The 23,974-nt window shown below is 70.9% G+C and carries 20 protein-coding genes; 11 read left to right on the top strand and 9 right to left on the bottom strand.

The genetic code is table 11. The annotated features are described in order from the left end of the window. Positions 1-51: 51 nt before the first annotated feature. On the bottom strand, positions 52-5,532 hold the full coding sequence (locus tag EDD27_RS38655) for an ATP-binding protein (RefSeq protein WP_127936788.1): 5,481 nt from the start codon (positions 5,530-5,532) through the stop codon (positions 52-54). Between the two features lie 298 nt (positions 5,533-5,830). Between EDD27_RS38655 and EDD27_RS38650 the strand changes: the two genes are divergently transcribed. From EDD27_RS38650 to EDD27_RS38635, 4 genes are all read left to right on the top strand, one after another. Next, entirely contained in the window at positions 5,831-7,273 is a 1,443-nt protein-coding gene (locus EDD27_RS38650) for an ankyrin repeat domain-containing protein (RefSeq protein WP_127936787.1), read from the top strand. Between the two features lie 148 nt (positions 7,274-7,421). Continuing rightward, positions 7,422-7,898 (top strand): hypothetical protein, encoded by a 477-nt coding sequence (locus tag EDD27_RS38645; protein WP_127936786.1) that lies wholly within the window; start codon positions 7,422-7,424, stop codon positions 7,896-7,898. A 125-nt stretch (positions 7,899-8,023) separates the two neighbouring features. Further along, positions 8,024-8,728 carry a ThuA domain-containing protein gene (locus EDD27_RS38640; RefSeq protein ID WP_127936785.1) on the top strand — a complete coding sequence of 235 codons (705 nt, stop codon included), beginning with the start codon at positions 8,024-8,026 and terminating at the stop codon, positions 8,726-8,728. Beyond that, positions 8,713-9,822, top strand: coding sequence for a Gfo/Idh/MocA family protein (locus tag EDD27_RS38635; RefSeq protein WP_206641845.1), 1,110 nt, complete (start codon positions 8,713-8,715; stop codon positions 9,820-9,822). The genes EDD27_RS38640 and EDD27_RS38635 overlap by 16 nt, the downstream gene beginning before the upstream one ends. 8 nt (positions 9,823-9,830) lie before the next feature. On the opposite strand, the gene EDD27_RS38630 is transcribed toward EDD27_RS38635, so the two are convergent. Beyond that, a complete protein-coding gene (locus tag EDD27_RS38630) occupies positions 9,831-11,327 on the bottom strand; it encodes an FAD-dependent monooxygenase (RefSeq protein ID WP_241564485.1) in 1,497 nt (498 codons plus the stop codon). Positions 11,328-11,649: 322 nt separating this feature from the next. On the opposite strand from EDD27_RS38630, the gene EDD27_RS38625 reads away from it, so the two are divergent. The 3 genes from EDD27_RS38625 to cpt all read left to right on the top strand — a co-directional run bounded on the left by EDD27_RS38625 (position 11,650) and on the right by cpt (position 13,094). Then, positions 11,650-11,946 (top strand): WHG domain-containing protein, encoded by a 297-nt coding sequence (locus tag EDD27_RS38625; RefSeq protein WP_127936784.1) that lies wholly within the window; start codon positions 11,650-11,652, stop codon positions 11,944-11,946. Positions 11,947-12,038: 92 nt separating this feature from the next. Then, entirely contained in the window at positions 12,039-12,443 is a 405-nt protein-coding gene (locus EDD27_RS38620; RefSeq protein WP_127936783.1) for a hypothetical protein, read from the top strand. A 105-nt stretch (positions 12,444-12,548) separates the two neighbouring features. After that, positions 12,549-13,094: a chloramphenicol phosphotransferase CPT gene (cpt, locus tag EDD27_RS38615; RefSeq protein WP_127941244.1), complete on the top strand. Its 546-nt coding sequence runs from the start codon at positions 12,549-12,551 to the stop codon at positions 13,092-13,094. Positions 13,095-13,301: 207 nt separating this feature from the next. On the opposite strand, the gene EDD27_RS38610 is transcribed toward cpt, so the two are convergent. Together EDD27_RS38610 and EDD27_RS38605 are read right to left on the bottom strand one after the other, a co-directional pair. Continuing rightward, the gene (locus EDD27_RS38610; protein WP_127936782.1) at positions 13,302-14,228 is read right to left on the bottom strand and encodes an esterase/lipase family protein; all 927 of its coding nucleotides are present in this window, start codon (positions 14,226-14,228) and stop codon (positions 13,302-13,304) included. An 85-nt stretch (positions 14,229-14,313) separates the two neighbouring features. Beyond that, complete coding sequence (locus tag EDD27_RS38605) at positions 14,314-16,968, bottom strand: AAA family ATPase (protein ID WP_164903984.1); 2,655 nt, start codon at positions 16,966-16,968, stop codon at positions 14,314-14,316. 247 nt (positions 16,969-17,215) lie between these two features. Between EDD27_RS38605 and EDD27_RS38600 the strand changes: the two genes are divergently transcribed. Next, a complete protein-coding gene (locus EDD27_RS38600; protein WP_206641844.1) occupies positions 17,216-17,671 on the top strand; it encodes a lamin tail domain-containing protein in 456 nt (151 codons plus the stop codon). A 130-nt stretch (positions 17,672-17,801) separates the two neighbouring features. Here the strand turns inward: EDD27_RS38600 and EDD27_RS38595 are convergent, their stop codons facing one another. Next, the gene (locus EDD27_RS38595; RefSeq protein WP_127936780.1) at positions 17,802-18,494 is read right to left on the bottom strand and encodes an alpha/beta fold hydrolase; all 693 of its coding nucleotides are present in this window, start codon (positions 18,492-18,494) and stop codon (positions 17,802-17,804) included. Beyond that, positions 18,476-19,735, bottom strand: a complete 1,260-nt coding sequence (locus EDD27_RS38590) for an MDR family MFS transporter (protein ID WP_241564484.1) — start codon at positions 19,733-19,735, stop codon at positions 18,476-18,478. Before EDD27_RS38590 ends, EDD27_RS38595 begins: the two co-directional genes overlap by 19 nt. A gap of 48 nt (positions 19,736-19,783) precedes the next feature. Between EDD27_RS38590 and EDD27_RS38585 the strand changes: the two genes are divergently transcribed. The 3 genes from EDD27_RS38585 (at position 19,784) to EDD27_RS38575 (ending at position 21,529) form a co-directional block, all read left to right on the top strand. Continuing rightward, complete coding sequence (locus EDD27_RS38585; protein ID WP_127936778.1) at positions 19,784-20,770, top strand: ArsR/SmtB family transcription factor; 987 nt, start codon at positions 19,784-19,786, stop codon at positions 20,768-20,770. A 112-nt stretch (positions 20,771-20,882) separates the two neighbouring features. Further along, on the top strand, positions 20,883-21,131 hold the full coding sequence (locus EDD27_RS38580) for a type II toxin-antitoxin system CcdA family antitoxin (protein ID WP_127936777.1): 249 nt from the start codon (positions 20,883-20,885) through the stop codon (positions 21,129-21,131). Then, on the top strand, positions 21,128-21,529 hold the full coding sequence (locus EDD27_RS38575; RefSeq protein WP_127936776.1) for a DNA-binding protein: 402 nt from the start codon (positions 21,128-21,130) through the stop codon (positions 21,527-21,529). The genes EDD27_RS38580 and EDD27_RS38575 overlap by 4 nt, the downstream gene beginning before the upstream one ends. Before the next feature lie 50 nt (positions 21,530-21,579). Here the strand turns inward: EDD27_RS38575 and EDD27_RS38570 are convergent, their stop codons facing one another. The 3 genes from EDD27_RS38570 to EDD27_RS58990 form a co-directional block, all read right to left on the bottom strand. Then, positions 21,580-22,155 carry a hypothetical protein gene (locus tag EDD27_RS38570; RefSeq protein WP_127936775.1) on the bottom strand — a complete coding sequence of 192 codons (576 nt, stop codon included), beginning with the start codon at positions 22,153-22,155 and terminating at the stop codon, positions 21,580-21,582. Between the two features lie 113 nt (positions 22,156-22,268). Continuing rightward, entirely contained in the window at positions 22,269-22,907 is a 639-nt protein-coding gene (locus tag EDD27_RS38565) for a response regulator (protein ID WP_241564483.1), read from the bottom strand. Further along, positions 22,904-23,671 carry a sensor histidine kinase gene (locus EDD27_RS58990; RefSeq protein ID WP_241564896.1) on the bottom strand — a complete coding sequence of 256 codons (768 nt, stop codon included), beginning with the start codon at positions 23,669-23,671 and terminating at the stop codon, positions 22,904-22,906. Before EDD27_RS58990 ends, EDD27_RS38565 begins: the two co-directional genes overlap by 4 nt. Between the last annotated feature and the right edge of the window lie 303 nt (positions 23,672-23,974).

Below are 23,974 nucleotides of genomic sequence, written 5' to 3'. Positions count from 1 at the left end.
AACTGCGGCGCGAAGGCGCCACGGCGACGTTCTCGCCGTGGCGCCTCGCGGTCAGCGCAAGTGGGACTCGATGGCCTCGATGATCCGTGGCCGCATTTCCGCGGCCCGGATGACGGCGTCCACGGAGCCGACCTCAACAGCGCGCCGGATGTTGTGCACCCGGTCGAACTCCATGGCCACCTCGCCGAGCTTCTCCGCGCGGACCGACGACCGAAGCTCGTCGAGCTCCGCGGTCAACGCTGCGCGGTCGGCGCCCGAGGCGGCCGCGACCCGGGCCTCCAGGTCCACCACACGCGGGTCGGCCGCGGTGCGGGCGTTGACGTCGCCGGAGAACACCACCGCGGCGGCGGGAGCGCCACCGAGCACCGAGGCGAACGAGCCTTCCAACGCGAGCACGGTCATGTTCGGGTTCAGCGCCTTCGAGAACACCACGAACGCTCCGCCGTGGTACCGCGAGATGACGCAGAACACGATGGGCCCACGGAAGTTCACGATCGCGCGCCCGATCTCGGCGCCGTACTCCAGTTGCAGCTTCCGCATCGACTCCGGTGAGCCGTCGAAACCCGAAAGGTTCGCCAGCACCACCAGCGGCCGGTTGCCGCTGGCCGCGTTGATCGCCCGCGCTGCCTTCTTCGACGACCGCGGGAAGAGCGTGCCCGCGGTGTAGGTGTCCGGGCCGTCGGTCGGCGGGAAGCCGCGCCGCGGCACCGACCGTGACTCGATGCCGAGCAGGCACACCGGCATGCCGCCGAGATGCACGTCCTGCACCACCGCGGTCTCCGCGTCGGCCATGCCCTTCCAGCGTTCGAGCACCGGATGGTCCTGGTCGGAGAGCGCCCGCATCACGGTACGGATGTCGAACGGCTTCTTGCGGTCCGGGTTGGCCGTGGCGGAGAAGATCTCGCCGACGGTGGTGAAGTCGCTGCCCTCCATCGCGTGCGGGAAGCCGGAGATGTCGCGGTCGACGGGGTCGGTCGTCGTCGCCCGCCGCGGCGCCTGCTCGCCGGGGGCGACGTACGTGTGGTCGTAGTACGACATCAGCAGGTCCCGCGCGGCGGTGAGGTTCGGCGCCCAGTACTGCGCCTGCCCGTTCGGGCCCATCACCCGGTCGTAGCCGCCGATGCCGAAATTGTCCTCGGCCGACACGCCACCGGAGAAGTCGAGCGACTGCTTGCCGGTGAGCACCATCGCCGAGTCCGGCGTCATGACCAGGATGCCCTTGGTGTGCATGAGCATCGTCGCCTCGGCGTTCCAGTACGGCTGCGCGCCGACGTTGATGCCCGCGACCACGATGTTGATCTCACCACCGCCCTGGGTGAACTCGACGATCCGCTTGAGCGCCGCGGCCACCCAGTCCATGTTCTCCGTGCCCGACGTCATGGAGATCCGGGCGCCGGCGGACAGCGCGTACCACTCCAGCGGCACCCGCATGCGCTCGGCCAGGTCCAGCGCGGCGATCACGCGGCGGCATTCCGGCTCCGACAGCGCGCCGAGCGACTTCGTCGGGTCGCCGAGCAGCACGACCCTGGTGACCCCCTCCGGGTGCCGCCGGGTCGGCGTGGTGACCACGCCCGCGACGATCGCCGCGGTGTTGCGCCCCTTCGGCCGGTCGACCGGCACCAGCGCGTTGTCGTCGTCGAGGTCGTGCTCGGCGAAGTCGCCGAGCAGACCGGTCAGCTCGTACGGGTACACCGTGTTGCGGCTGCTCGCGCGCAGCACCTTCAGCCGGTAGTCGTCGAGCGGCTCGACCGGCTCGTTCGACGGCTCGCCGACGGTCAGCTCGGCTCCGCCGGTGGCGTCGAAGGCGATCCGTACGGCGATCTTGGTCAGCTCGCCGGTCGTCCTGTCCCGCTGCCGCGCGATGAACAGGATCTCCTCCAGCCCGGCGCCCACGGTCGTCGGTCGTACACGCCTGGCGATCATCTCCATCTCCGCGCGGGTGATGACGCTCGGCGGCCAGACGTAGACCACGATCCGGTTGGTGTTGAAGCGTTTGGCCGCCGGCCGCCGCGACTGCGCCCGGCGGATCGAGTCGAGGCAGGAGGCGACGGTGTCCTCGATCGTCGGCAGCGCGACCAGCCTGCCGTCGTGCTCGCGCAGCTCGGTCAGGTCGCGCACCTGCGCGAAGGCGACAAGGCGGTCGTCCGACGGGTTCTCCCGCGCCACGCACTGGAAGAGGTAGACCTCCTCGTCCGACGACGGCAGCCGGGTGAGGTCGAACTTGCTCAGCCGCTCCAGCTGCATCCGCTCTGCGATGAACGGGTGCAGGCCGCGGATCAGCCGCTCCTCCGTCATCCCGGTGGCCGACGGGCGGAACGTGAAGTGGTGGTGCATCACCGCGCCCCGGCTGCCCGCGACGGTGGCGGTGACCCTGCGGACCTGGTCGGGCAGCGGGTGGGCGCTGACGACCTCGTGCAGCGCGGCCGCCATCGCGTCGGAGTCCTCCGGCTGGTTCTCCCAGGCGAGATAGATGTCGGCGACGATGGCGTCGTCACCGTTCGCCAGTCCCGCGAGCCCGCGCAACGCGCTCCCCAGCGCTTCGAAGCTCACCGCGGAGGAGACCACGCAGGAGCCCGCGCGCTCGGCGACCACGAACGTGCAGCCCGCGACCTCGCGGGTACGGACGCCGGTGAGACCCTTGTTGCCGTAGTACCGCCGGGTCAGCACTTCCAGCATGACCGCGTTGTCCAGGTCTTGGCGGACGAGCCGCTGGCCGAGCAGCCGAACCAGCGGCTCCGTGGTACGCACCATCTCGGCGATGAGCTCGGCACGGTCCGGCGCGTCCGGGTGCGCGTCCAGGTGACGCAGATGCTTGCGTACGCGGGCGTAGACGCGGGCGCGGTTGCGGCGCAGCAGCGGCTGCGCGAACCAGGCGAACACCACGCCGCGCGCGAGGTCGGAGACCACGGGGAAGCGGACCTGCGTCGCGGCCAGCAGCCGCTCCAGCGCCAGACCGGCGGGCTCGCGCAGCGTCTCGTCCGGCGGCGGCTCCCGCAGCCACGCGCGCAACAACGTCGCGACGACCATGGCGTCGGCGGACGCGCGTTGCTGGGCGAGGAAGATCCGGAAGACCGCGGCCTCGAGCTCCGGTGAGCGCTCCAGCTCGGTGACGCCGTAGTGGCCGAGCGCCTTGGCGAGCTTGGCCTGGAACGACTCCGGCAGCCCGGCGCGTTCGACGTCGAGGCTCTGCAGGTAGGTGTGGAAGAACTCGCGGGCGCTGTGCACATGCTCGTCACCGCCGCCCTCCTCGCCCGCAGGCCGGTTGCGGCTCAGCTCGGCGAGGTCGGCGAACGCCTCGACGAGTCCGATCTCCTCGGCCAGCGGCCGGTGCCCGTCCTGGTCGGCGGCCCGGCGCGCGGCGAGGTAGTCGTCGAGCACCCGGCGGTCGTCGTGCGGGTCGACGTCGAAGCCCAGCAGCAGGCCGCGCAGGTCCTCCAGGCCGCGCGCGGCGCGCTCCCGCGCCGAGATCCGCCCGTCCGCGGCGGGCAGGTCCAGCTGGACGGACCCCACGGCCGAGGTGTCCTTCGCCGCGGCGTCGCCGTCGGCGAGCGGCTCCAGCCGCAGCAGCGGCGCCCCAGTCTCCACCTGGGTGCCCACGGACACGGCACATTCCTTCAGCCGCGCTTTGAACGGCGCCCGCAGCACCGTCTCCATCTTCATGCTCTCCAGCACCAGCACCGGCGCGCCCGCCTCGACCTCGGCGCCCACCGCCAGCGGCATGGCGACGACCAGCGCGGGCGCCGGTGAGCGGACGACGCCGCCCTCGTCGCGGCTGACCCGGTGCGTGACGCCGTCCACCTCCACCAGATGGATCGGCCCGTGCGTGCCGGTGAGCAGGCGGTACCGGGCGCCGTTGACGGTGATCTGCCCGGTGTGCCGGTCGAAGCGGTCGAGCTCGACGTCGGCGGTACGGACGTCGCCACCCGCTTCGATGCCGACGCGGAAGCGATGCGCGCCGATCCGCGCGACGCGCACGCGGTAGCCGACGCCACGCAGCTTCAGGTCCAGCGGCCGGCCGCTCTTGTGCTGCACCTGCGGGCGCCCGCCGAACGCCGTGGACAGCAGCCGCTGCCGCTCGACGCGTTCCTCCTCCTCGTACGCCTCGATGGCGGCGGCCGCCAGCGCGACGGCGGAGTGCCGGTGCGAGACCAATCTCCGGGCCCCGCCCAAGCCCTGGCCGCGGACGCGGTCGATCCAGCCGGTGTCCGCGCTGGCGTCGATCACCTCGGGCTGGTCGAGCAGGTCGAGCACGAAGCTCTTGTTCGTCGCGCCGCCCTCGATGATCACCGTGGTCTGCGCCATCGCGCGGCGCAGCCTGCCCAGAGCCTCGTCGCGGTCGCGGCCATAGGCGATGATCTTCGCGATCATCGAGTCGAAGTCGGCCGGGATGGTGTCACCCTCGCTGACTCCGGTGTCCACGCGGATGCCCGGTCCGGCGGGCAGGTCCAGCCGCGCGATGCGGCCAGGGGAGGGCGCGAAGTCGCGGTCGGGGTCTTCGGCGTTGAGCCGGGCCTCGATGGCGTGCCCGCGCTCCACCGGAGGCTCCCCTTCGAGCCTGCCGCCGGACGCCACCCACAGCTGCGCCTTGACCAGGTCGAACCCGGTGGTGACCTCGGTGATCGGGTGCTCGACCTGCAGGCGGGTGTTGACCTCGAGGAACGCGAACAGCTTGTCGCCGGGATGGTAGAGGAACTCGACGGTCGCCGCGCCCCGATAGCCGACCGCGACGGCCAGCCGTTCGGCCGACGCCTTGAGCTCGGCCGTCTGTACAGGGCTGAGCACCGGCGACGCCGACTCCTCGATGACCTTCTGGTTGCGTCGCTGCACCGAGCAGTCGCGGACGCCGAGCGCCCACGCGGTGCCCTCGCCGTCGGCGATCACCTGGACCTCGACGTGCCGGGCGCCGGTGACCAGGCGCTCCAGGAACACGATGCCGCTGCCGAACGCCCGCGCGGCCTCCTGGCTGGTGCGCTCGTAGGCGTCGGCGAGCTCGTCGTCGTTCGTGATCACGCGGATGCCGCGCCCGCCGCCGCCCGCGGTCGCCTTCAGCATCAGCGGGTAGCCGATCTCGGCCGCCGCGGCCAGGGCCGCGTCCAGGGTCTCCACCGCGCCGCGGCTCCATGGCGCGACCGGCACGCCGACCTCCTCGGCGATCAGCTTCGCGCCGATCTTGTCGCCGAGCTTGCGCATGGCCTCCGCGCTCGGTCCGACGAAGGTGACCCCGATCTTCTCGCACAGCTCCGCGAACGCCGGATCCTCCGCGACGAAGCCCCAGCCGACCCACGCGGCGTCGGCCCCGGTCTCCACCAGCGCGCGCTCCAGCACCTTCAGATCGAGGTACGGGCGCGCGGAGGCGGGACCGAGATCGTAGGACAGGTCCGCCTCGCGGACGAAGGTGGCCGTGCGGTCCACGTCGGTGTGCAGTGCGACGGTTTCGATCGGTGTCCCGGTCTCCGCGGAGATGTCCCGTACGGCGTGGATGAGCCGCATAGCGGCCTCACCACGGTTGACGATGGCGACACGAGTGAACACCCGACCGAGCCCTCCTGCAGACAACGATGTACGCGCCGCGAGACGGCGGCCCCCCGGCAGTGTCCACTTTTCCGTCTCCGGGGCTTGCGGCGCCATGTCGCAGACCGTGAACGCTACCCGGCTCCAGTTGTGGGAATACCACCAAAACGCCATCGGCGTATGCTTGATGGCGTGCGCCCAGGGCGCCACCGGTCCGCGGGAAGGGCAAAGCCCACCTGACACTCGTCGAACGACGCGCGCTTACCTCTTTTCCGGCCTGATCAATGCGGACGCCAGGCCAGACGGAAAGGAGGCCCTCGTGCCGATCCATCGCCTGCCCGACAACCCCAGCCTCGAACGGCTCCGCAAACAGGCCAAGACACTCCTGCAGTACGTGAAGGCGGGAGTTCCCGAGGCGCTCGGGCTCGTCACCGAGTTCCATCCCCGGCCGCCGGGGACGCTCAAGCTGTCCGACGCGCAGCTCGTCACCGCCCGCATGTACGGCTTCGCGAGCTGGCCCAGGCTGAAAGAGCACATCGGCACCGTCGAGCGCTACTCGCGGTCGCCGCACCGCGTCGCCCCGAGCGAGGAGCTGCCGGAGGAATTCCTGCGGCTCGCCTGCCTCACCTACGGCTCGGACCACCCGGACCGGACCGGGGAGGCCGACCTGCTGCTGGCCCGGCACCCCCAGCTCGCCACCGCGAACGTCTTCACGATGGCGGCCACCGGCTCGGCCGACGCACTGGCTGCCGCGCTGGCCAGTGATCCCGGGCTCGCCCGGGCGCAGGGCGGGCCCTTCGGATGGGAGCCGCTGCTGTACCTGACCTACGCGCGTCTCAAAGCTCCCGGCCGGTACGTGCCGGCGGCCCGGCTCCTCCTCGACCACGGCGCCGATCCGAACGCCGGATTCCTGTGGGACGGGCTGACCTCGCCGTTCACCGCGCTCACCGGCGCCTTCGGCGGAGGAGAGGGCGACCAGCCGCCGCATCCGCAGGGCCTGGCGCTGGCCAGGCTGCTGCTGGAGGCCGGAGCGGACCCCAACGACAGCCAGACCCTCTACAACCTCGGGCTCGGCGGCTCCTTCTCCGACGACACCACTCACCTCGAGCTGCTGCTGGAGTACGGCCTGGGCCGCGGCGAAGGCGGGCCGTGGCATGCCCGGCTGGGTCCGACCCTGCAGTCCCCGCAGCAGCTGATGCGGGAGGAACTGGCCACCGCCGCCCTGCGCGGCGGCCCGCGACGGGCCCGGCTGCTTCTCGCACACGGCGCACCAGCAGACGGACTCGGCGGCCACCCGGCGTTCGGCGGACGCACACCGTACGAGCTCGCCCTGCTGAACGGGCACACCGAGGTCGCGGAGATCCTCGCCGCGGCAGGCGCCTCGGCGGCGCTGGATGAGATGGACGCGTTCAAAGCCGCCTGCATGCGGGCCGACGCGGAAGCGGTGGCCGGGTTCGGCCCGGACGTGCAGGCGCGAGCGCTCGCCCGCTCCCCGGAGCTGATCAACACCGCGGCCGGGCAGCGCAAGCCCGCGGCGGTGCGGCTGCTCGCCGGTCTCGGCTTCGACGTGAACCACCGTCGTCGATCCACTCCGCTGCACGAGGCCGCCTGGAACGACGACGTGGAGACCGCCAGGACATTGATCGAGCTCGGCGCCGACCTGACCATCAAGGACGCCGAGCACGACTCGACCCCGCTCGGCTGGGCCGAGTACGGCGGCAAACACCGCGTGGCCGCATACCTGCGAAACCTCTCGGGGTAGTGCGAGACCGAAATATAGGTAGTTGTCGGCCGAAACCGGTCCCTGTGGTTCTTGTCCGTGAGAACATGACCACGGTTGGCGATCATGCCAACCTGCTGTCATGACCGCGGTCAGGCTCCCGCCCGGCCGCCTTGAGAAGGATGAACGCATGCGAAAGTCAGCGAAGGTCCTTGCCGCGGCCACCCTGTTCGCGGCCGGCACGGTCCTCGCCCACCCCGCCCCCGCCATGGCCGCCGCCTACACTCCAGAGGCCGCGTGCGCCAAGGAATCAGGGCGTGGCGGATGGACGCACGTGAAGGACAACAGGAGGACGCTGAAGAACGGGCGATCCACCTGGGGGTACGTCTATCTGATGTGGAACCGCGGCCTGCAGAAGAACTGCGTCACGGTGATCAAGACCGCCTACGCCGGGACGCCGACGTACACGCAGGCGATTCTCCACGTGCAGGGCGGTGGCGCCTATCGGGATCCGGGCACGCTCACCAAGAAGAAGTACCGCTACTACGCCGCTGCGATCGGTTACGGCAAGGGTGAGTGCGTGGACTTCGAGGGCCACACCACGGACACCCGCAGGGACTACGGGATCGCCTCGGCCAGGCGCGGCAAGTTCATGAACTGCGGCTGACACCAAGATCGTACGGCCCGGATCGAGCCACCCGGCTCGATCCGGGATGGTCTGCCCCGCTTGAGATCCCCTATGCCGGAGATGCGACGATCGGATCCGTTGACTCCTGAGGGATAGGCGAAAGTATGACAGGCGACCAGGGCCGTAAGGCTCTCGTGGTGCGGGGCGGCTGGGAAGGGCACGCCCCGGTGGAGGCCACCGACCTCTTCGTTCCCTTCCTCGAAAAGAACGGGTACGAGGTGCACCGGGCCGACTCCCCGGCACCGTACGCGGACTCCGCGTTCATGTCGGACATCGATCTCATCGTGCAGTGCTACACCATGGGCACGATCGAGGGGGAGGAGCTGCGCGGGCTGGAGGCCGCGATCCGGGCCGGCACGGGAATGGCCGGCTGGCACGGCGGCATCGCCGACTCCTTCCGCAACTCCTCCGACTACCTGCACCTCATCGGCGGACAGTTCGCCTGCCATCCGGGCAAGGACCCGGCCGAGCGGGAGGGCTCGCAGGCCGACAACTTCGTGCCGTACACCGTGAACATGCTGCCCGCGGCGAGCGACCACCCCATCACCGCGGGCATCGGGGACTTCGACCTGGTCACCGAGCAGTACTGGGTGCTGACGGACGACTACATCGACGTGCTGGCGACGACGACGCAGAAGGTCCGCCCGTGGGACCCGTGGCACCGGGAGGTCACCTCGCCGGCGATCTGGACCCGCCGCTGGGGCAGCGGCCGGATCTTCGTCACCACCCCTGGGCACAGCCTGGACGTTCTGCGGAACGACAGCGTACGCACGATCATCGAGAGAGGAATGTTGTGGGCCAGCCGATGAACGTGGGCGTCGTCGGATGCGGCGCCATCTCGGCCCAGTATTTCCAGACCATCGACCGGCTGCCGCAGGTGCGGCTGGTGGCGGTGGCGGACCTGGACCTTGACCGGGCCCGGGAGGCGGTGCGCCCCTACACGGGCGTCGATGTGCTGACCGTGACGGAGCTGATGGCGGATCCGCGCGTCGACGTCGTACTGAACCTCACCGTTCCCGCCGCCCACGCCGAGGTCGCGCTCGCCGCGATCGCCGCGGGCAAGCACGTCTATTGCGAGAAGCCCCTCGCGGCGACGGCCGCGGACGCCGAGCGCATCCTGCGGGCGGCCCAGGACGCCCGGATACGGGTGGGCTGCGCGCCGGACACGGTGTTAGGGACAGGAACGCAGACCGCCCGCAAGGCCATCGACGACGGCCTGATCGGCAGACCCGTCGCGGCGACCGCGACGATGATGACCCCCGGTCACGAGCGCTGGCACCCCAACCCCGACTTCTACTACGTCCCCGGCGGCGGCCCGCTCCTGGACATGGGCCCCTACTACATCACGAGCCTGGTGACCATGCTCGGACCGGTGACGGCGGTCATCGGCGCCGCCAACCGCACACGCGCCAAGCGCACCATCGGCTCGGGCCCGCGTCGCGGCGAGGAGATCCCGGTCACCGTCGACACCCACGTCACCGGAGTGCTCATGCACGCCTCGGGGGCACTGTCCACGCTGGTGATGAGCTTCGACGCGGCCGCCACCAGGGCGCCGCACATCGAGGTGCACGGCGAGCAGGGCTCGCTCGTCGTCCCCAACCCGAACCACTTCGACGGCCCCGTCCAGGTGTCGAGGATCGGAGAAGAGGGCTGGCGCGACCTTCCCGTGTCGGCCGGCTACCTCGAGGCCGGGCGCGGCGTGGGCCTGGCCGACTTCGCCGCGACCCCGGCGGGTCATGAGCCGCGTGCGGGCGGGTCGCTGGCCTTCCACGTGCTCGACGTCATGGAGTCGCTGCTGGCGTCGGCGCACTCGGGGGCGGCGGTGACGATCGCGAGCACCTGTGAACGGCCCCGGCCCGTGCCCGTGCCGACCTCGCCAGGAGACATGTCCTCGTTCACGTAGTGCAGGGATCACACCCGCTGGGAGAGGGGGCCCGCCCAAGTGGTCAGCGCGGCTCGGAGAGCTGCCGCGTCGTCCGGCTTCTCCGTCGCCCAGCAGAAGTAGCCGTCGGGACGGACGAGCGCTGTGGTGCGACGGCGGTCGCTGGTCCAGTGGGCGCGTACGACGTGGTCGGGAAGGGCCGCGTCGGCCTCCTGCCCGGCGGGTGTGATCAGTACGAACTTGCCGCCGCGCTGCAGCTTGTTCAGCCGTCCCTCGGCCAGCCGCACGTCGGGGGCGCGTCGTCCAGTGAGCTTGTGGGCGCCGCGCGGAGTCCGGTAGGCGATGCCGATGCCGGAGATCATGGCGGCCGCCTTGTCGGCCAGCGGGCGGACGTTGCTGAGGATGGTTCCGGCCGCGGCGCGCAGCAGCCGGGCGGCGGGCCCGTGCAGCAGCGCCGTGCGCACCAGCGTCCCGCTCATCCGCAGCACGAGCTTGCCGACGGCGTGCCGTTCGGCTTGGTAGGTGTCCAGCAGCCGGTCATCGGCCCCGTCCCGCAGCACCGCCACCAGTTTCCAGCTCAGGTTGGCGGCGTCCTGCAGTCCGGTGTTCATGCCCATGGCGCCTGCGGGGGAGTGCACGTGCGCGGCGTCACCGGCCAGGAAGACGCGGCCGACGCGGTAGGCGGGCGCCTGCCGCTCGTCGCTGTGGAAGCGGGACTTCCAGCGGACGTCGGTGATGCCGTAGTCGGTGCCGAAGTTGAGTCGCAGCAACTCCTTGATCTCCTCGACGTCCAACGGCGCGTCGTCGGGCAGTTGGTGGTGCCGGTTCCAGCCGGTGAGCCGGTAGGTGTTGTCGCCCATCTCGGTGAGCAGCGCGAACCCGTCGGGGACGGCATTGACGGTGAAGGGCCGGTCCGGTGCCCGGTCGAGCTTGAGGTCGGCCAGGATCAGCGAGCTGAGGATCGATTGGCCGGGGAAGGGCAGGCCGATCGCGTGCCGGATGGTGCTGTGCACGCCGTCGGTCCCGACCAGGTAGGAGGCGCGGTACGTGGAGTGCGGGCCGTCCGGGTCGGCGTCCCTGCCGGCGACCGCGCGGGCCGTGACACCGTTGGTGTCCTGGTCCACGCCGACGACCTTGGCGTCGTAGACGAAGGTGACCCCGGCGTCGCGCGCGCGGCGCTCCAGCACGCGCTCCACTTCGTACTGCGGAATGAACAGGACGTACGGGTAGCGGCTCGGCAGGCGGGAGGGGTCGAGTTGAAGCCGCTCGAACAGGGCCAGCCGGTCGATGGGATGTCCCATCTTGACGACCTCGTCCGCGATCCCGCGGGCGTCGAACTGTTCCAGGGCGCGGGCGTGCACGACCAAGGCGCGGGACAGGTTGCTGATCTTGTGCGGACGGGCCTCGAGAAGGGTCACGGACAGACCTGCCTCCGCGAGGTCCCCGGCGAGCAGCAGCCCGGTGGGGCCGGCTCCTACGACCAGCACGTCGGTGGTGTGCGGGGCGCTGGGCGACATTTCGGCCATGATGGCCTCCTTGCGTGAAGGTCAACGCATGTTGGTCAACGTCTGTAGGCATAACGTAAAACGCCCTCCCGTCGGTGTCAACACGCGTTGGCGTAACTCGCCGGCTCTGGCTGCGTCCGGAGGATGCCGCCGCCATCCCTGACGACGAGTTCCGCGACCTGATCCGCGCCGCCTTGCACGATTGGCACGCAGTCTCGCCGGCAGGCCGGCTCAGTCAGCCTCGGGTCGCGGTGATTCTCAGGGAGGTAGGCGTGATGCGGCGGCGTCCGACCAGGAAGTCGCGGAGGCGTTGCAGGATGCCGTGGCGGCGGAGGAAAGCCGCATGGACCGCCGCGGGGACCTTCTGCCCGACGTCCTCGGCCAGGGCCGGCAGATCGGCTCCTCGCGGGGTGCCGCGGGAGGTGCTGGGGACGACGGCGACCTGGGGATTGCGGTGGACGCTAGCACCCGGCTGGACACGCTGCACCTGGTCGTGCTGGGCTGGGCGGCAGTGCACGGGCTGGCGGTGCTGTGGCGCGACGGCCCGCTGGCCGACCAGAACGAGGGCGCGGACCCGTACGAGCTGAGCCGGGCGGTGCTGGGCACGCTCGCCGCAGCGCTGCAGGCCCGACCCTCCTGAGAGGACGATTTTCCGCGCTGCCTTGAGGACCGATGAGTTTTCCCGCTGGCGGCGGTCTGTAGAGACAACCACTCACCCTGAAGGAGACGGCGATGACCAAAGACCCAGCACTGCAGGCCCTGGACAGGCTCGTCGGCACCTGGAAGATCAGCGGAGGGCACGACGGAACCGTGACCTACCGCTGGCTGAACGACTTCTTCCTCCAGCAGGACGTCCAGCTGGGCGACACGCACGGCTTCGAGATCATCGGCCGGGAACGGACGCTGATGGCCGAGCCCAGCGCCGACATCAAATCCCGCTACTACGGCGACGACGGCAGCACCCTCGACTACACCTATGAACTCGAGGGCGACACCCTCACCATCTGGGCGGGTGAGCGGGGTTCGCCCGCCTACTTCGAGGGCACCACCTTCAGCCCCGACGGCCGCCGCCTCACCGGAGCCTGGGTCTACCCGGGTGAGGGCGGCTACGACTCCAACGCCGAGCGCGTCGAATAGGACTGTCTCCGGCGGCCAGGCACCTCCGAAGACGGCAGGGCGACGCCAGAAGAAAAGCATTTTCCCGGGCTTGGGCACGGCCTCTAGTGTGGTGCGGTGGCTCAAGTGATCGTTCTGAACGGCGGCTCCAGCTCGGGAAAGTCGGGCATCGCCCGCTGTCTGCAGGCCGTCCTGCCGGATCCGTGGCTTGCCGTCGGCGTCGACTCGTTCATCGAGATGATGCCCGCGTCCATGGAGGGGTCAGACGCGGGGATCCAGTTCGCGCCTGATGGCGGGGTGATCGTCGGTCCGGAGTTCCGGAGGCTGGGAGACGCGTGGATGGAGGGCGTCGCCGCAATGGCCCGTGCGGGCGCTCGGATGATCGTGGATGACGTCTTCCTCGGTGGAGCAGCGTCCCAGGAGCGGTGGCAGAAGGTTCTTGCCGGTCTGGACGTGCTGTGGGTCGGTGTCCGGTGCGAGAGCACGGTCGCGGCAGGCCGCGAGATCGCCCGGGGGGATCGGGTCCAGGGCATGGCGGCGTTGCAGGCGGAGGTGGCTCACCAGGGCGTGATCTACGACCTGGAGGTGGACACCACACATACCGAGGCCCTGGTATGCGCGCAGAAGATCGCCGCCCACCTGCGGGGCCAGGCACAGACTCCTCGCCCCTGACCGGCGGCTCCATGTCAGATGTCCGTCCTGGCGTGATCGGATTCGCCGCGCAGGACGCAGAACGAGCTCGTAGGCGTCAGCACAGTCGATGGCCACGTTCTGCACCTGAGAAACCATGGTCATGATCTTGCCCGAACGCGAGTCGGCCCGCCATGGAGAGCCGACCGGCCGGGGCGGGGCGCGTCCCGGCCGGCCGTACGGGCCGCGCTAGTAAAGCATGTGGTTGTAGAGGCCGTACATGCCCTGGACGAGCGGCGGGTTGTAGTAGCCGCTGCCGCGGTCGTCCAGGTTGCGCCACACGGCGTCGAACGCCGTGGCCTTCTCGGTACGCATCTCGGTGTGGGTGATGGTGTCACCGTCGGAGGCCTTGTAGTAGACGGCGGCATGGCTGACGTCGCTGTCCCAGCCCTTCACCGCCGACTCCCCGGAGACCGTGTCGTCATAGCCCGAGCCGAGCAACGTGTAGTCGGTGCCCATCTCCGACGACTTCAGCCCGCCGAGCCACGACAGGAAGCCGCTGCCCTCCCGCATGTCGCTGCACTGCTCGTGCGTGAGCGCACACGCCTCCAGCACGCCGCTGATCCCCTTGTGCGGGGTGCCGAGGGTGACGATGTCCTCGATGTACAGGTACGGCGGCCAGCCGCTGGGCCACGCGGCAGTGCCCACATCGGCGAGCGAGGCCAGCTGGGGCAGGTCGGTGGCGGACACGGCGGCACCATACCTGCGCACTCCCTCGATCGCGGCCCGGGAGACGAGCCCGCCCATCGAGTGGGCCATGATGTCGATCCCGACACCGCGGCCGGACCAGTAGTAATAAACCGTCCAGGCGAGTTGGCGACCGACTTCCTGGATACGGGTGTCGGTGGTGCCGTCGACCTTGACGTCGCAGTTGGTGGCGCCGGTGTAGTAGCCGAAGGTGTAGACATTGGTCCAGCCGTTGGCGGTCAGCAGATCCTTGGCGGACTTCCAGCCGCCGGCGCAGTTGACGTCGGCCTCCCGATCGAAGCCGTGGACCAGCAGGGTGATACGTTTCCCGTCGGCTCTGCCGGGGGCGGCGTGCGCGGGTTGTCCGGTGACGGCCACGACGGAGATGGCGAGAATGAGGGCAATGCCGAGTCTGCGTAACTTGTGCATGCGCACTCCATTCGGTGGGGTGGCTGCACCGTACTTCGCAGACGATCATGCCCGTATCCGCCGGCATGACCTAGATCCGCGTGCGCTACTGGGGTGCCATATCCGTCATCACGCCGGCCAGCTCCTCGCGTGAGCCGATCCCGAGCTTCCGGAACGCGTTCGACAGATGATGACCGACCGTCCGCGGGCTGAGGAACAGCCGCGAGCCGATCTGCCGGTTCGACAACCCGGCGGCTGCCAGCAGCGCGACCTGCCGTTCCTGCCCGGTGAGGAGCTCCGCCCGCCGCCCTCCGGCCAACGGAGCCGCGACACCGGTGGCCTCCAGTTCCGCGCTCGCCCGCGCCCGCCACGCGCCGGCCCCGACCTGGTCGAACAGTTCCAGAGCCATCCGTAGCTGCCGGCGGGCGTCGCCGCGGCGGCGTTCTCGCCTGAGCCACTCGCCATAGAGCAGGCGCGTACGCGCCGTCTGGAACGGCTGATCCGCCGCGAAGCCGAGCGCCTCCTCGAAGTGGAGGGGGCGGTTGGCCGTGATGGCCTTGAGGCGGGCGGCGACGGACGCCGCCCACGGCCGATTCACCGCCGCGGCCCAGTCCTCGAACCCGCCCGCCGACTTCTCGGCGGACTGCCCGCTCCGGACGGCCGCCTCCACCAGGTCAGGCGCCGCGAACAACCCCACGACGGCGTGTTTGGCCGACACCTCCATGAGATGCACGCGGGCCTGCTCCCAATGGCAGGCGGCCAGGTGATGGAGGCCGACGGCCCACGCGGCGATCGCCTGCACGGAAGGCACATCCCGGCTCGCCCGTACGGCAAGATCGAGACAGGACGTGGCATCACCGCGCACGGCGGCCAGCCACGCCAGCACACCGCTGATCTGCCCGGCCCGGTGCTGCTGCTGGGTGTCACCCGAGACGGCCAGCGCCTCCTGCGCCGCCGCGGCCGCTTCCGCGTGCTGGCCACAGAGCATCTGGGCCTGGGCCAGCAACGCCAGCGCGTCCGGCAGCACGCCGATCCACCCGCCGTCACGGCAGCGGGCCACGAACCGCGTGGCCAGGTCGCGGGCCGTACGCTCATCCCCGGCCATCAGGCTCAGCGACGTGGCGAGCGGCAGCATGTCCGGGCCGGCGGCGAGCCGCACGGCCGCCGTACGCAGGTCGGCCAGGTCCGTGACCGGGTCGCCCTCGATGAGCCGGGTGACCGTGGCCATGCCACGCGCCTGGACCCGCAGCATCTCGGAGGCGGGCGGCAGCGCGAGAGCCCGCAGCCCGGCCTCGGCCTCCCGAGCGATCGCCGCGGAACCACCGACGGAGGCGGCGCGGATCGCGTCGCACAGCAGCTGCCCGGCCACCTCCGGGTCGGCCACATGGCGCGCCCCCTCGACCAGACGGCGGGCCGCGTGACTCGGATGGCCGCGTTCGCCAGAGGTCCAGGCGCTGACCCGGGCCAGCCGCGCCGGGTCCGCCGACTCCTCGACACGCGCGGCCATACGTTCCACCCGGGGGAGCTGCCCGGCGTGCATGGCCTGCTCGGCGGCGGACAACAACAGTTCGGTACGCCGGCCGGGCACCGCGGTGAACTCCGCGGCCCGCTCGAACGCGGCGGAGGCAGCCGCCGCATCTTGCTGAAGCTGAGCCCGTACGGCCACGCCCGCCAGCTCTTGGCTGACCTGCTCGTCGGGCGCCGGCCTGCCGGCCGCCCGGTGCCAGGCCCGCCGATCGGTGTGGCTGTCGTCGAGAGCCTCGGCCAGCGCGAGGTGCGCGGCCTGGCGGCGGAAGTAGGGAGCGGCGTGATAGGCGGCGCTGCGGATCAGGGGATGCCGGAAGCTCACCACGCCGTCGGCCGTCACGTGGATCATGGTGGCGCGCTCGGCCGCCGCCAGGTCCGCCGCCTCGCAGCCGAGCTGCTTCGCCGCGCGCAGCAACACGGCCAGCTCCCCGGTGTCATCGGCGGCGACGACCAGCAGCGCGGTCTGGGTGGCCTCGGGAAGCGCGGCGATCTGCTCGTGGAAGGCCCGCTGGACCCTGCGGGTCGGCGCCCCGGCGTCCACGTAGGACGGCAACGCGCCTAATCGGCCCTCCCGCTGCCGCGGCGTGAGCTGCGCCGACAACTCCAGCAGAGCCAGGGGGTTGCCCTGCGCCTCGGCGATGATCCTGCGGCGTACCTGGGGCGGCAGGTTCTCGCCCAGCAGCGCGGCCGCCGCGTCTTCGCCGAGCCCGTCCAACGCCAGCTCCGCGATGCCGTACGCGGGCCCGCCGCCGCGACCGGCGAAGATCATGGCGATGCCCTCGGCATGCAGCCGCCTGGCCGCGAACGTCAACGCGTCCAGCGACGTACGATCCATCCACTGCGTGTCGTCGATCAAGCACAGGACCGGCTCGTCACCCAGCTCCGACAGCAAGGTCAGCGCGGCCAGGCCGACGAGGAACCGGTCGCAGATCGCCGACGTGGCCAACCCGCAGGCACTGCGTAACGCGATCGCCTGCCCGGTGGGAAGCTTCCCGACCTGACTCAGCACCGGGCGGATCAGCACCTGGAGCGCGCCGAACGGGATGGCCGCCTCCGACTCCACTCCGCGCGTGCGCAGCACCCGCCAACCGGTTGCCTGGGACTCCGCGTAGTCGAGCAGCGCCGACTTGCCGATGCCCGCGTCGCCTGTGACGAACAGGGCCCCGCTACGACCGGCCTCCGCACGGCCGAGCACACGATCGATCTCCCGCTGCTCATCGAGCCGCCCAAGCACGACATCCAGTATGGAGGTAGACAACGGTCAAGGCGCTAGTTAGATGCCTCCGCCCGGCGCCACCTGCCCGGATTCGGGGGTGTGGCTGATCCGGCGTTCGATGACGCGACAGCCGGCCCGCGTGACGCCGAGGGCCGCTGGTGAGGCATCTGTGTCCACAGGGACAGTGTCTCCGCGACAACCTGATCTCGGTACAGGTCGTCTCATCTCCTGACATTCCACGCCTTTGGCTCCACAGGAGATCTACGTGCTCAAACGCCTCGTCCCCGCCGCTGCTGCCGGGGCCGCCCTGCTCGCCTCACTACTCGCCGCGCCCGCGCAGGCCGCCGCCACGCCGGTGGTCATGTTCACGAAGGTCTACTTCGACTCCCCCGGCAGTGACCGAGGCGGCAACACATCCCTGAACGGCGAGTACGTGGTGTTGAAGAACACCACAAGCAAGAGCATTCAGATGGAGCGCTGGATCCTCCGCGACAAGACCGGGTACCGCTTCACCTTCCCGCGTTTCACTCTCAAGCCAGGCAAGTCAGTGACCGTCCGGTCGGGCCAGGGCACGAACTCCTCCACCACCCTGTTCTGGCAGCGCAAGTGGTACGTGTGGAACAACACTGGGGACAACGCGGGCATCTACCGGGGCTCCGACCTCAAGAAGATCGACACCTGCTCATGGGGAAGCGCCGGCGACTGGACCAACTGCAAGTAGCCGTACAACACGAAGAAGCCCCCCACCCTCGAAAGGGCGGGGGCCCCTTGGCCGAAGCCGGCGCAGGAGGCGCACTCGACCGCATGACGCCGCCGCTAGAGTCCCCGCGCCGGACGCGCGAGGGCGATGATCACGTGAGACCGGCCGCGAAGTCCGTGAGGGTGCGGGAGAACAGCCCCGGGTGCTCGAGGTTCCACAGGTGGCCGGCGTCGGGCACCAGGCGCAGCTCCGCGCCGGGGACGGCGGCGGCGATCCGCCTGGCGTGGGCGATGTTGGGCCTGTCCTTCTCGCCGCTCAGCACCAGGGTCGGCACGCCGATCTCGCCCAGCCGGGGCAGCAGGTCGAGGCCGCCCAGCTCGCGCAGCCCGGCCAGCAGGGTCTGCTTGCCGGCCCGGCGCAGGTCGTCCACGGCGGTGGCCACGCACTCAGGGCGGCCGCCCGAATACATGCCCTTGAACATCCCGACGAGCACGTCGGCGGGCAGCAGCCCCATGATGGCCCGCTGCACCGCGTCCGCACTGGACGGCCTGGCGGAGGCTCCGGAGACGATCAGCCCGGCCAGCCGTTTTTGGACGGCCAGTGCCGTCAGCAGGGCGATGGTGCCGCCGCCGGAGATGCCGACCAGATGCACGGGCTCGGGCTGCTCGTTGATCACCTCACTGATGGCGGCGGTGGCGCGGTCAAGGGTCAGTGGGCCGGGAGTGTCGCCGTGGCCGGGCAGTTCGGGGGCGATGACCCGATGCTCGGCGCCGAGGGCGTCGATCTGGGGTTGCCAGGCGCGGGGCCCCGATCCGAAAGCATGGATCAGTACGAAGGCCGACATGGCTGCTCCAAGTCTTGAGGTGCGGAAATACGTTGACCGGCGCCGGACATGGTGCGCCTGCGGATCGGGCCCGCGATGAGGAGCGCGCCCACGGCCGAGAGAGTACCGACGAGGCCGATGACGCTCCACAACACCTCCGGCCCCAGCGGGAGCAGCGCGGTGCCGAGCACCGGCGCGACGACCGCGCCCGCCGCCCAGCTCATGCCGGAGACGCCGGCGTAGGTGCCCTGCCGTTCCGCGGGTGCGAGTGCCGCCACGATCGTGGGCCCTGTGCCCGCGATGATGATCTCCCCGGCGGTCCAGATCGCCACCGTGAGCGCGAGCCCGCGCACGTCGTGCACGAGCGCGGTGAGTGCGAAACCCGCCGCCACGAGTGCGGTGCCGGAGGCCAGGACGCGGCAGGGATCCCGCCGCGCCAGCCACGCTCCGGCCAGCGGCTGAACGGCGATGATCAGGATGCCGTTGAGCGCCATGGCCAGGCCGAAGTGTGTACGGCTGATGCCCTGCTCGGCCATGGCCAGCGGAAGGGTGGTGAACGCCTGGGCGTACAGCACGCCGTAGGCCATGGTCACGGCGCAGACGGCGAGCATCAGCCGGTCCCGCCGTACCGCTCGCAGGCCCGCGGCCGGCGTGGGTCCGGCGCTGGGGCGGGACTCCGGCACGGTACGCCACACCACGGCGGCGAAGGCCACCGCGACGGCCGCGTTCACGCCGAAGATCGCGTGCGTGCCCTGATCGGCGAGCCGGCCGCCCACGACCATCGCGACGGAATAGCCGAGGTTCACCGCCCAGAAGAGCAGCCCGTACGCCCGCGGGCGCAGCGCGTACGGGACGAGGTCGGCCACCATCGCCTGCGAGGCCGGACGGTACGACTCGATGGTCAGCCCGAGCAGGAACGCGGTCGCCGCCACGACGGGGAACCCGCTCGCGGCGCCGAGGCCGACCATCGCGGCGGAGGCGGCGAGCATGCCGCCGGTGAGCGTGACCCGGCGGCCGAGCCGGTCGGCCAGCCAGCCGGCGAGCACATGGGACAGCAGCGAGCCGGCGCCGAAGGCCGTCATGACGGCCCCGGCCTGCGTGAGCGTGAAGCCCTGGACCTGGACCAGGTACACCGACAGGAACGGCTGCACGATCGCGCCGGTGCGGTTGATGACGGTGCCGAGCCAGAGCATCCAGAACGGGCGCGGCAACGACAGCGGGCCCGGGGGTGCCGGGGAAGGCCGCGAGGTGAGGACTGCCATGGCGTTCATGGTTGACCCGGGGACCTGGAACCCCTAAATGTTTAATCCGTGGCTGAATCCTCGTCATCCTCGTTCGCCGAGTTCGACTTCACCTCTGTCGACCTCGCCAGGGTGAGGTTCGCCTTCTCGCCGGTGTCGGAGGCGGTCGCGAGCCTGCGCGTGCTGCAGGACCCCAGCCGGCAGGCGATGCACCTGCCGTGGATCCGGGCGGTCCGTCCCCGGCTCGCCGGGCTGGATCTGCGGCTGCTGTTCGCGCTGGTCCCGCTCGGCCCGTACTTCGCCGACTTCCTGACGCCCCCGCCCGCCACCCCGTTGCCGGACATCGCCGCCGAACTGGACCTGATCGGCGCGACCGGCCTGGACGAGGCAGCCTCCGAGGCCCGGCGGCTTCCCGGCGCCGACAGCCCGGTCGTGCGGGAGTTCCTCGACGACCCGGCGGCCGGTGTCGACCGGGCGGTCGCCGAGCTGCGTCTCTACTGGGACGCGGCGATGGACAGGTTCTGGCCGCAGATCCGCGGGCTGTTCGAGTCGGAGGTGCTGCGCCGTTCCCGGCAGCTGGCACGTGACGGCGCCGGGTCGATGTTCAACGACCTGCACGAGAACATCACCTGGACCGAGGGCCGCCTTCGCGTGCGGACCCGTGCGTGGCGGCGCAGCGGGCCGATCAGCGGCGACGGCATGATCCTGATCCCGAGCGTCTTCCACTGGCCGGACACGACCGTGATGGCCGAGCCGTACCAGCCGAACCTGGTCTATCCCGTGCCCGGCGTCGGCACGATCTGGTCGCAGGGGGCCGTGCCCACCCCCGATGCGCTGGACGCCCTCATCGGAAGGACCCGAGCCCGGATCCTCGTCACTCTCAGCGACGCGGCCACGACGACCATCCTCGCGCGGCGGCTGGCCATGGCGCCCGGCGCGGTCAGCCAGCACCTGGCGGTGCTGCGACGCAGCGGCCTGATCACGCGCCGCCGCAGCGGTCGCGAGGTCTTCTATGAACGCTCTCAGCTGGGCGACACACTCTGCGCCTCCTCTTGAGAGCCACCGTCGCATGGGAGTACGGCCCAACCGGAGCCTAGCCATGCAGACTGAGCTCGGCGGCGCTACGGCTGGAGCAGCACCGACGTGCATACCGGAGTATGCTTGCTTCATGGCGGATACGACACGTATCACGGTGACACTGCCGAGTGACCAGGTCGCCGAACTCAGGAAGCTCACTGACAACGTCTCCGCCTATGTCGCAGAGGCGGTGGCACGCCAGCTGCGGCACCAACTCCTCGGCGCCGACCTGCTGCGTCACCAGGAGGAGCACGGGGAGTTCACCGAGGAGGAGCTGGCTCAGGCTCGTTCCAGGATCTTCGGGGCGGCGGATCCCGGGGGTTCGGCGGGTGCGGCGTGATCGCACACGTCGAAACCGTCGTCCTGGATTCCCAGGGGCTCTCCGCCTGGATCGCGCAGGACCGCAAGATTCTCGCGATGTTCCAGGTGTTCCATACCATGGGTGCCGATCTCGTCATCGGCGCCAACACCATCGTGGAAGTCAGCCACGCGCGGGTGAGCATGCCTCGGCTTCAGTGGGTGCTCTCCCGCGTCAAGGTTGAGCCGGTGTCCGAAGTGGCGGCGAGGGTGGCCGCGAGTATGCTCCAGGCCGCAGGTCTGCACGGTCACAAATACGCGATCGACGCGACGGTCGCCGAGGTGGCGCTGCGCCAGCGAGGTCCGGTGGCCATGCTGACCTCCGATGTCGACGACATGGCCCGGCTGTGCGGCGACCGTGTCCGGCTCATCGGCATCTGAGCGAGCAACGCCGCATCCGTCCCGTCGAGCGACCACAGAACCAGACGTGGTCAGCTGTGGTGCTGCCAGTCCGTGGCGTGCGGGGCCGCAGGCTCCGCCGCGCGCATCTGCCTCAGCAGGAACGCGGCCAGCACCGCCCAGGTGACCACCTCCACCAGCACCCCGGGATCGCCCAGCGCCAGGGTCAGCGGCAGCGTGGCAGGCAGGGCGACCGCGACGGCGCGCGGGATCCGCCTGCCCTTGAACGCTCCGACGGCCATCAGCACGAGCCCGAGCAGCCAAGCGACCAGCCCCGGCGTGAACAGGGTGAACAGCACCTCCGGCGGATTGTCCCCGCGAACGAAAGTCACGACGACGGGCACCGCGAGCAGCGCGTGGCCCAGGGCGTAGAGGCCGGCGCCCATGTCGCCGAGCCGCCCCCAGCCGCCGGGCCCCGTGTGGGCGGCTCGCAGGTCAAGCACGGCGAACACCGCCGCGACCAGGTAGAGCGCGTATGAGCCCTCGATCAAGTAGTCGGCGAACGTGACGAACGGGATGTTCTGGTGTCCCGTGGCCAGCTGGGTGACGCCGAGCGTCAGCGCCGCGGCGGCGGCGGTCAGCGGTGCGACAGCACGCGTGGGAAGCATGGGGTTTCCTCTCAGAAACTCAGAAGGAAGTCGTTCGTTGCGACCCCAGAGTGCTGCCGGCGCGTTCCCGTCCAGCAGAGCGTTCGTTCCCGTTGCGCCGGGCTGCCGTCCCGTCAGCCCGGGATCGCACGGCGAGCGGTCGCCACCGCCGCCGCCCGGTCCGGCAGCCCCAGCTTGGCCAGGATCGCCGAGACCGTGTTGGCCACCGTCTTCGGGCTGACGCCCAGGCGCGCCGCGATCGCGTGATTTCCCAGCCCATCGCGGATCAGGCCGAGCATCTCGTACTCCCGGTCCGTGAGCTCGGGGAACGGCCGCGGCGAGGTCCTGGGCGGCGCGTGCAGCAGCCCGATCACCGCCTCGGCGACTCCCGCACCGAACACCGCCTGCCCCCGCGCGGCCGCCCTCACGGCGGCCACCACGTCCTCCTGGCTCGCGTCCTTCAGCAGGTAGCCGCGAGCGCCCGCGCGTACGGCGGCCAGCAGCGACAGGTCGTCATCCGACATGGTCAGCATCACCACGAAGGGGGCAGACGGCTCGGCGGCCAGCCGGCGGGTGGCCTCGATCCCGTCCATCACGGGCATCGCGATGTCCATCAGCACCACGTCGGGGGCATGCTCGCGTACCGCCACGAGCGCCCGCGCCCCGTCCTCGGCCACGGCGACGACCTCCACACCGTCCACCGTCGACATCAGCGCGCGCAGACCGTCCCTGACCAGCGGGTGGTCGTCGGCGATGAGTAGCCGGATGCTCACCAGTCCTCTCTCTCCTGAACAGGGATGACAGCCCTGACGACAGTGCCGCCTCGCGGGCCGGCGCCGATGGAGAAGGCGCCGTCGAGTTCCTCGACTCGTTCGCGCATCGACGTCAGACCGATGCCGGGACCGGTCCGTTCGGGGATGCCCGTGCCGTCGTCGGCCACCTCGATCTCCAGCGTGCCGCCGCAACGGCGGAGCCGTACCGCGCAATGGGCGGCGGAGGCGTGCCGCGCCGCATTGGTGAGCGCCTCACGAACGACGTGGTATGCCGCCACTTCCACGGCCGCGCCCAGTTCCGCAACACCGTCGGCGTCGATCGACACCTCCATGCGCAGCCCCAGCGCGGTCTGCTCCACGGCCTTGACGATGCCGAGCTGCGCCAGCTCGGGCGGACGCAGCCCTCTGACCAGGTGGCGTACCGACTGGCCCGCCTCGCCCACCTGGGCGCGGATCTCGCCGATCAGCGTGAGCGCCCGCCGCGGGTCCTGCTCCAACGCGTTACGCGCGGCGTCAGCGGTGAAGCCGATCCCGGCCAGCACGGGGCCCAGCCCGTCGTGCAGGTCCCTGGTGATCCGCCTGCGCTCCTCCTCCCGCGTGGTGACCAGCTGCAGCCGGGAGTGCTGCAGCGCGGCCGCCCGGTGCGCGGCGGCCAGCGCGGCGCCCGCCTGGAGCGCGATCTGCTCCAGCGCCCGCACGTCGTCGCCTCCTGCCACGTCCAACCGGCCCAGCTCCTCGCCCTGGAAACGTAGCGGCACCGACATGGTGATCTGCGCCGGCTGCCCGCGTTCCACGCTCTTCAGCGGCTCCTGTTCCGGGCCGAGGCGGACTCGCGTGTACGGCGTGCGCAGCGCCTCGGCCGCCGCGTCCGCGACCACGGCCAGGATCTCGCCGGGCGCCGAGGCCTCGGCCAGCCTGCCGGCCAGCCGCGACTGGATCTCAAGGGGATCGCCGTGTCCGCCGTACAACATCCGCCCCGCCGCTCTGGCCAGCCACCGGCGCACCGGCTCCACCGCGATCGCGACGGCGCCGGCGGCCACGGCCGCACTGGGCCCTGCGTCCAGCAG

It is taken from the genome of Nonomuraea polychroma (assembly GCF_004011505.1).
GTDB classification, from domain to species: domain Bacteria; phylum Actinomycetota; class Actinomycetes; order Streptosporangiales; family Streptosporangiaceae; genus Nonomuraea; species Nonomuraea polychroma.
This window is presented reverse-complemented; position numbering and strand designations above follow the sequence as displayed.

What these genes read in the sequence shown, in the direction of transcription:
- EDD27_RS38645 (WP_127936786.1), top strand. Translation starts at nt 7,422, where the DNA reads ATGCGAAAGTCAGCGAAGGTCCTTGCCGCGGCCACCCTGTTCGCGGCC.
- EDD27_RS38640 (WP_127936785.1), top strand. Translation starts at nt 8,024, where the DNA reads ATGACAGGCGACCAGGGCCGTAAGGCTCTCGTGGTGCGGGGCGGCTGG.
- EDD27_RS38630 (WP_241564485.1), bottom strand. Translation starts at nt 11,327, where the DNA reads ATGGCCGAAATGTCGCCCAGCGCCCCGCACACCACCGACGTGCTGGTC.
- EDD27_RS38625 (WP_127936784.1), top strand. Translation starts at nt 11,650, where the DNA reads ATGGACCGCCGCGGGGACCTTCTGCCCGACGTCCTCGGCCAGGGCCGG.
- EDD27_RS38620 (WP_127936783.1), top strand. Translation starts at nt 12,039, where the DNA reads ATGACCAAAGACCCAGCACTGCAGGCCCTGGACAGGCTCGTCGGCACC.
- EDD27_RS38610 (WP_127936782.1), bottom strand. Translation starts at nt 14,228, where the DNA reads ATGCACAAGTTACGCAGACTCGGCATTGCCCTCATTCTCGCCATCTCC.
- EDD27_RS38595 (WP_127936780.1), bottom strand. Translation starts at nt 18,494, where the DNA reads ATGTCGGCCTTCGTACTGATCCATGCTTTCGGATCGGGGCCCCGCGCC.
- EDD27_RS38590 (WP_241564484.1), bottom strand. Translation starts at nt 19,735, where the DNA reads ATGGCAGTCCTCACCTCGCGGCCTTCCCCGGCACCCCCGGGCCCGCTG.
- EDD27_RS38580 (WP_127936777.1), top strand. Translation starts at nt 20,883, where the DNA reads ATGGCGGATACGACACGTATCACGGTGACACTGCCGAGTGACCAGGTC.
- EDD27_RS38570 (WP_127936775.1), bottom strand. Translation starts at nt 22,155, where the DNA reads ATGCTTCCCACGCGTGCTGTCGCACCGCTGACCGCCGCCGCCGCGGCG.
- EDD27_RS58990 (WP_241564896.1), bottom strand. Translation starts at nt 23,671, where the DNA reads ATGTCGGTGCCGCTACGTTTCCAGGGCGAGGAGCTGGGCCGGTTGGAC.